The sequence below is a fragment of the Psychrobacter sp. genome (assembly GCF_018260395.1).
Classification (GTDB): domain Bacteria; phylum Pseudomonadota; class Gammaproteobacteria; order Pseudomonadales; family Moraxellaceae; genus Psychrobacter.
Window position 1 is genome coordinate 1 of sequence record NZ_JAGLBC010000142.1, and the last position, 6050, is coordinate 6050.

4 protein-coding genes and 1 pseudogene are annotated in these 6050 nt (G+C 35.0%); 2 read left to right on the plus strand and 3 right to left on the minus strand.

The annotated features are described in order from the left end of the window. Positions 1 to 102: 102 nt before the first annotated feature. On the plus strand, positions 103 to 873 hold the full coding sequence (arsH, locus tag QZ265_RS09365; RefSeq protein WP_296405583.1) for an arsenical resistance protein ArsH: 771 nt from the start codon (positions 103 to 105) through the stop codon (positions 871 to 873). A gap of 138 nt (positions 874 to 1011) precedes the next feature. Here arsH and QZ265_RS09370 read toward each other — a convergent pair whose 3' ends face one another. The 3 genes and pseudogenes from QZ265_RS09370 to QZ265_RS09380 all read right to left on the minus strand — a co-directional run. Further along, positions 1012 to 1755 (minus strand): peptidase, encoded by a 744-nt coding sequence (locus tag QZ265_RS09370; protein WP_296405585.1) that lies wholly within the window; start codon positions 1753 to 1755, stop codon positions 1012 to 1014. Positions 1756 to 1894: 139 nt separating this feature from the next. Continuing rightward, on the minus strand, positions 1895 to 2680 hold the full coding sequence (locus tag QZ265_RS09375) for a transglutaminase family protein (RefSeq protein WP_296405587.1): 786 nt from the start codon (positions 2678 to 2680) through the stop codon (positions 1895 to 1897). A 786-nt stretch (positions 2681 to 3466) separates the two neighbouring features. Beyond that, positions 3467 to 4822, minus strand: a pseudogene (locus QZ265_RS09380) (circularly permuted type 2 ATP-grasp protein); the annotation flags it as partial. Positions 4823 to 5472: 650 nt separating this feature from the next. Between QZ265_RS09380 and QZ265_RS09385 the strand changes: the two are divergent. Beyond that, a partial coding sequence (locus tag QZ265_RS09385) for a hypothetical protein (protein ID WP_296405589.1) occupies positions 5473 to 6050 on the plus strand: 578 nt, incomplete at its 3' end.

Here is a 6050-nt window from a genome sequence, read left to right on the forward strand (position 1 = left end):
TAAGTAGTTTTATTGATAGTTATAATAAATAGCCTAAGCAAATAAAATAAATCAATTCACCAAACTAAATATTAAAAATAACTCTAATTTAAAGAAAACAATATGACAAACATAAAAAATTCGGATTTTATGGATTTTCAAAATGAAACCTTACCTAATATTGATATTGAACACTTTAAAATTCCAACAATTAAAGACTTTGAACGTAAGTTATCTAACCATAAACCAAAATTTGTACTTTTATATGGTTCACTACGCGAAATATCATATAGTCGTCTGGTAGTTGAGGAGTGTGCCCGTCTTCTAAATGCTATGGGAGCTGAAGTTAAAATCTATGATCCAACAGGTCTGCCTTTACCCGATAGCGAAGATGTAACACATCCAAAAGTTGCTGAGCTACGTGGACTAGTAGAGTGGAGTGAGGGTATGGTGTGGTGCTCACCTGAACGTCATGGCTCTATGAGTGGTATTATGAAAACTCAAATAGACTGGATACCACTCTCTATTGGCGCTGTGCGTCCAACTCAAGGTAAGACGCTTGCTGTGATGCAGGTTTGTGGTGGTTCGCAGTCGTTTAATACGGTGAATCAATTACGAATATTAGGACGCTGGATGCGTATGATTACCATACCAAATCAGTCCTCGTTACCTAAAGCTTTTTTAGAGTTTGAAGATGTTGAAAACTCGGACGGAAGCGTTAGTAAACGTATGAAAGAGTCAGGCTTTTATCTAAGAATTGTTGATGTAATGGAGGAGTTGGTACGATTTACGCTAATGACTCGTGACCATGCAGACTATTTAGTGGATCGTTATTCAGAAAGGGTAGAAGATGCAGAAGCACTTATGGCACGTGTGAACCAAAATAAACTTTAATTATTATTTATCTGATTAAGTAATTTAATAAACAAAAAGGCAAAATCATTTAAATGATTTTGCCTTTTTAACATATTACTTTGAATTAAAGTGCTTATTCAATGCAATTTTAAAATTCAGAATAAGATATTAATTTAACTACTTATCCCAATAATCATCAGGATAATTTGGCAAATTCAATAAAGATTCTCTCAACGAATCTGACCAATGTTTACTAATTACACTAAAATATTCATCACTTTCAACAATTCTTTTCATGTTAGGTACTTTTAGGCTATCGTTTTCATAAATAACCATATCAATAGGCATGCCTACAGATAAATTTGAACGTATTGTAGAGTCAAAGGATAACATTAAAGCTTGTGCAGAATGATATAAATCGGCTTCATAAGTTACTGAACGATCCAATATAGGTTTACCATATTTACTTTCACCTAACTGAAAAAACGGGGTATCAGTAGTGGCTCTTATGCAATTGCCTTCTGGATAAATCATATATAATTCAGTGGGCTGACCTTTGATCTGTCCGCCAAGCATAAATGAACTAGTGAAGTTTGCATTATTTGGCTCATTTGCAACTTCTTGAGCATGAGAGGTAATCTCACGCATATAGCGTCCTACCATTTGAGCTGCATCAAATAAGCTAACGACAGTGTTTAGATTACTTTCTTGCTTTAGATTTATATCATTTTGCAAGCGAGTAAATACAGCTTGAGAAGTGGCTAAGTTACCCGCGGTTTGAAGCACAATAAAACGTTCGCCATCAATACCATAGGTATAAATTTTGCGAAAGGTTGATATGTGATCAACACCTGCATTGGTACGAGTATCACTCGCAAAAACCATACCTTGTTTAAGACGTAGGGCGGCGCAATAAGTCATAGGAGTCCTATATTATAAAGTCATCAATTGAAACAGTTTTAAAATATAATTAAGTTATATATATTATTAAAAACGATAAATGATGAGTGGTAGAAGTAGTTATAAAAATTGTCTTTGCATATTAATTTTAATTTAAAGCTTATTCAATTCGATGTACCATAACTTGACTATATAAACTCTCATAACCTCCACCAATACGAACTCCTCTAACAGGAGCAGTATCTAAGTAGTCACGTCCAATGGCCACATACACATGATGACTGGGTTGAAAGAGTTGATTTGAAATATCAAAAGTATACCAATTACCGTCTAAATATGCCTCTGCCCATGCGTGACTAGACATATGGTTTTGATCAACATCATATAAATAGCCTGATACATAACGTGCTGGAATCTTTTGATCTCGCAAACATCCTATAAATACGTGCGAGTGATCTTGGCAAACGCCTGCACCTAAATCAAAGCTGTCTTTGGCGGTTGTGCCCACATGAGTGGCATTTTTAGTATAAGGCATGCGATTTATTAATGACTTTGCAAAATCTCTTAAGCTATCTATATTGACACTTTCTAAATAAGGTGCAGCAAATTCACGCATAACTTGGGAGCACTGAGTTAATGGCGTTTGAACCGTAAATAGTAAATAAGGAATATCTCCACTGTCTGGAATAGACTCGGTTTGAGTATTAATCTCAACAATACCAGTTGCCTGAATCTGCAAGTTGTCATGCTTCTCATTACGACTTAACGTAAACCAAGTATTGCCAAAGCCATCTTGTTGTAAGGTCGCAAGTTTAGGCAGCATAACCGACCAACTATGGATAGTTTGATGCGCTAATGGCATAGGGGACATTCGAATATACTGAACGCTACGCTGAGCAAGTTCTTTATAATAATAATTAGTCTGATGATCAATGCTTAATTTCATGTCTTAAACTCCTTGCTGTAGTAAGGCGTTGAACTCTTCGCTCAACAGCAAATAGTCATTATAATTATTCGACTTAATAAGTTGATTGGTTAGGCGTACCAGTTCACGCCAGCGTGTATTTTGTGGTAAATCAATAAGACATGATTTGAACTTCTGACAGATTTGCGTAAAGTCTTGACCCAATAACACTGTACGTTCTAAAGCTTCAAAATTACGCCCCAATTGCCAAAAATAACTTACTGTCTTATTTTCTTGTTCCATAGCAGCATTACAGGCTAGAAGCTGTAGGGTTGCCGCACGATAGGTTCCTGCACTCGCCAAACGTTTAATAAGGTTAAATAGCTCTGAGGTATCTTTGCCGATTACACCTTTAACTTCTTGAATATTGGTCTCTATTGAATCAATGATAAAAGGAATCTGTTTACTCTCAAGATCTTGTAACACAGCCAACATGCATGAGTCTGTATCAGAATAGTCAAGACAAGCTTGATTCGCACCAATGCCTAAACGATTAATTAGATTGATTAACTCATTAGCCGTTATGTTTTTACGAACTATCTTTTTCATTACCCCATCATAGTAATATAGTCTTTCACTATATCTGCCTAACCAAACCAAATGATTGGCTCTAGATAACAACAGAATGATAGGGGCTTCAGTTGTATTATCATAACCTACCTCAACCGGATAAGGGGTTGTGTAATGATAAGTATGTCGGGATGTCACTGAATTAATAGCATGTAAATGAGCATTATCACCACCTAAAGCTTCAGTGTCTTGATTCAGATCGACTACCCAAGTATCTTTTATACCACCACCTTGAGAAGAGTTAACAACCAATGAACCTTCTTTCATAGCCACTCGGGTTAATCCACCCGGTACAATATCTACCGAGCCATCGCCATGGCTAAGCACAAATGGTCTTAAATCAATGTGGCGCGGTGAAATACCATCATCTACCGTAGTGGGATTGGTTGATAAAGAGATAGTTGGCTGAGCGATAAATCCGGCAGGATTATCAAGTAGGCGAACGCGATAATCTTCGATTTCTTTTTTAGTTGATGTAGGACCTATTAGCATCCCATACCCCCCTGAACCATGTGTTTCTTTGACTACAAGCTTATCTAGATTTTTTAGGACATATTCAAGCTCATCAGGTTTACGACATTGATAGGTGGTAACGTTTGGAAGTATAGGTTTTTCGCCTAAATAAAACTCAATCATATCTGGAACAAAAGGATAGAGGCTTTTATCGTCTGCAACACCTGTACCTGGCGCATTAACGATAACCACATTACCAGCGCGATAGGCACTCATCAATCCTGAAACACCTAGAATAGAATTAGCATCGAAAGCTAAAGGATCTATAAAGGGGTCGTCGATACGTCTATAAATAATATCAACGGGCACCTTACCGCGTACAGCTTGCATATATACTTTACTATCTTCAACTATTAGGTCGTAACCGTGAACCAATGGAACCTGCATTTCATGTGCTAAAAAAGCATGTTCATAATAAGCGCTATTAAACCGACCAGGCGTTAATATAACTATTTGAGGGTCATACTTATCCGTAGCACTTGCCAAGCAAGCCTTTAGTCTTTCCGGATAGTCATCAATATCTAAAACACCAGAGTATTGATAGATGTCAGGTAATAGAATTTTTGAGATGTTACGGCTTTCAAGCATATATGACACTCCAGAAGGAGTACGCAAATTGTCTTCTAATACACAAAAGTTACCAGCCTCATCTCGGATTAAGTCAATACCACTAATATGAGAATAGACTGGTTTTTCAAGCTTAATATTCATCATCCATGGTTCATAACAACCACTCGCATACACATAAGATTCGGGAACTACACCTGCTTTCATGATGCGCTGATCATGATAAATATCGTCTAAGAACATATTTAAAGCATTGATACGCTGTTTACAGCCGGCTTCAACGGTTTGCCATTCTTTAGCATCAATGACTCTAGGAATAATATCGAATGGGATCATACGCTCAATATTTTGAGCATCACTATAAACAGTAAAGGTAATGCCCTTGCGATAAAAAATATCTGCGGCTTGATCATTGTACTGAGCCAATTTTTCAATACCAGTTTTATCTAACCAGTTACCGATTGCTTTTGCCACTGGTCTATATAAATCTTCAGATGCTTTTAATTCATCAAAGCTGTCACTCGCGTTAAAATTTTTAATAGTCTTAGGCATAGACTGGGTCTGAGATTGTGAACCATTCATTGATTGAGATTGAGATTGCGAGTCGGACTGCGTTTGAGATTGGGACTGAATAGCAGTTTCTTGTGATGTATCAGTGCCAGCCATGCTATAACTCCTGTTCTTACTTTTTGTTATTTATTTCCAATGGGTTGAGTAAAATATTCAAAAATCACTATAAACATGCATCAAATAATTGCACATGATGCACTTATAAATAACATTGCAATATTAATACCTGAAACTTTAAGTAGTTAATATAATTTAAACATAAATAAAAATATTATACAGTTTAAAAATTATCAATTTCCTTAAACATATTCAATATTCAATTAATATAGTTTAAAGTTTTAATGTTGATTTAAAAAAAATTCGTTTTAAATTTATCAATTTATCAAATAAATTTAGCAGTTTCTATATATTTGATAGTTTAATATCAAACTAAAAGTAATGACACCAAGTATTGGATTTATGTTTACTTTTGATTGTTTAGATTTAATGTTTAACTTAGTCCATATAAGGTCTAAAATTGCATTTAAATAAACAGTGTAAGGGATAATTAATATATGACCGCTACATATAAATTAATGACTATTTTTGGTCTTGGAATAGTTAATCTTTCAACTACAAGTTGTACTACTAATAACAGCGTTATGCAAACCTCAGATAATCAAACATTTGAAACTGATATTATTCAGAAAATTGGCTATCCATCTTATAATGGCTATAGACAACAAGGTAGTGTATTAGTCGGAAATAATTATTCGTACTTAATTTCAACAGGTTCTGAAAATCTTGATACTGTAGCTCTGCTGCCTAAAAATAACTTACAAATCATGCAACCAATTTTGATCTATCGTTATCCAGACAACAGCGTCCATATTAAGCTGAGCTTTAATTACAATAACCGTGCAAATAATTTAACTAATGAACAACTAAAGGCTTTGAATAAGATATGTTCTAATCAATACGATCACCAAAACAATGATAGTCTCGATGCAAATATAAGTAACATAAAGAATAAAGCAGATATAAATAATAAAAATTTTGAGAAATGTGAGTTGCAAATACAGGGTGGGATGTATGCTTCTTTAAATAACGTCAGTACTTATAGTAACTTTAATAGCAACTTTAAAGGCATAGC

Excerpts from the sequence above, each read along its gene's own strand:
- arsH (WP_296405583.1), top strand. The coding sequence starts at position 103 with ATGACAAACATAAAAAATTCGGATTTTATGGATTTTCAAAATGAAACC.
- QZ265_RS09370 (WP_296405585.1), bottom strand. The coding sequence starts at position 1,755 with ATGACTTATTGCGCCGCCCTACGTCTTAAACAAGGTATGGTTTTTGCG.
- QZ265_RS09375 (WP_296405587.1), bottom strand. The coding sequence starts at position 2,680 with ATGAAATTAAGCATTGATCATCAGACTAATTATTATTATAAAGAACTT.